The 247-nt window shown below is 48.2% G+C and carries 1 protein-coding gene; it reads right to left on the reverse strand.

Annotation, left to right across the window (positions count from 1 at the left end; all coding sequences use genetic code 11):
- Positions 1 to 247 (reverse strand): IS3 family transposase (locus E2491_RS14785; RefSeq protein WP_134376400.1); only part of this gene is annotated, 247 nt, incomplete at both ends.

Below are 247 nucleotides of genomic sequence, written 5' to 3' on the forward strand. Positions count from 1 at the left end.
TCGTACAGTAGCCGTTCGACCGGCGAATGAAAGACTTCAAGCAGAGCTTGATCATCAGACGACGAATCCGTTTGCGATTGTACTGCTTTTTGAACTGACGGTTGATGAACACGGTGATCCGTCGGTAGCCCAGGATCCCTTGATGCTTGTTGAACAACTTCTTGATCTCTCCGAGTAGCCATTCATTTTCCTCCTGTTGGTCAGTCGGTGTATGGTTCAGCCATTTGTAGTAACCGGATCGTGATAC

Origin of the sequence: Jeotgalibacillus sp. R-1-5s-1, from assembly GCF_004405105.1 — a bacterium.
Classification (GTDB): Bacteria; Bacillota; Bacilli; order Bacillales; family Jeotgalibacillaceae; genus Jeotgalibacillus.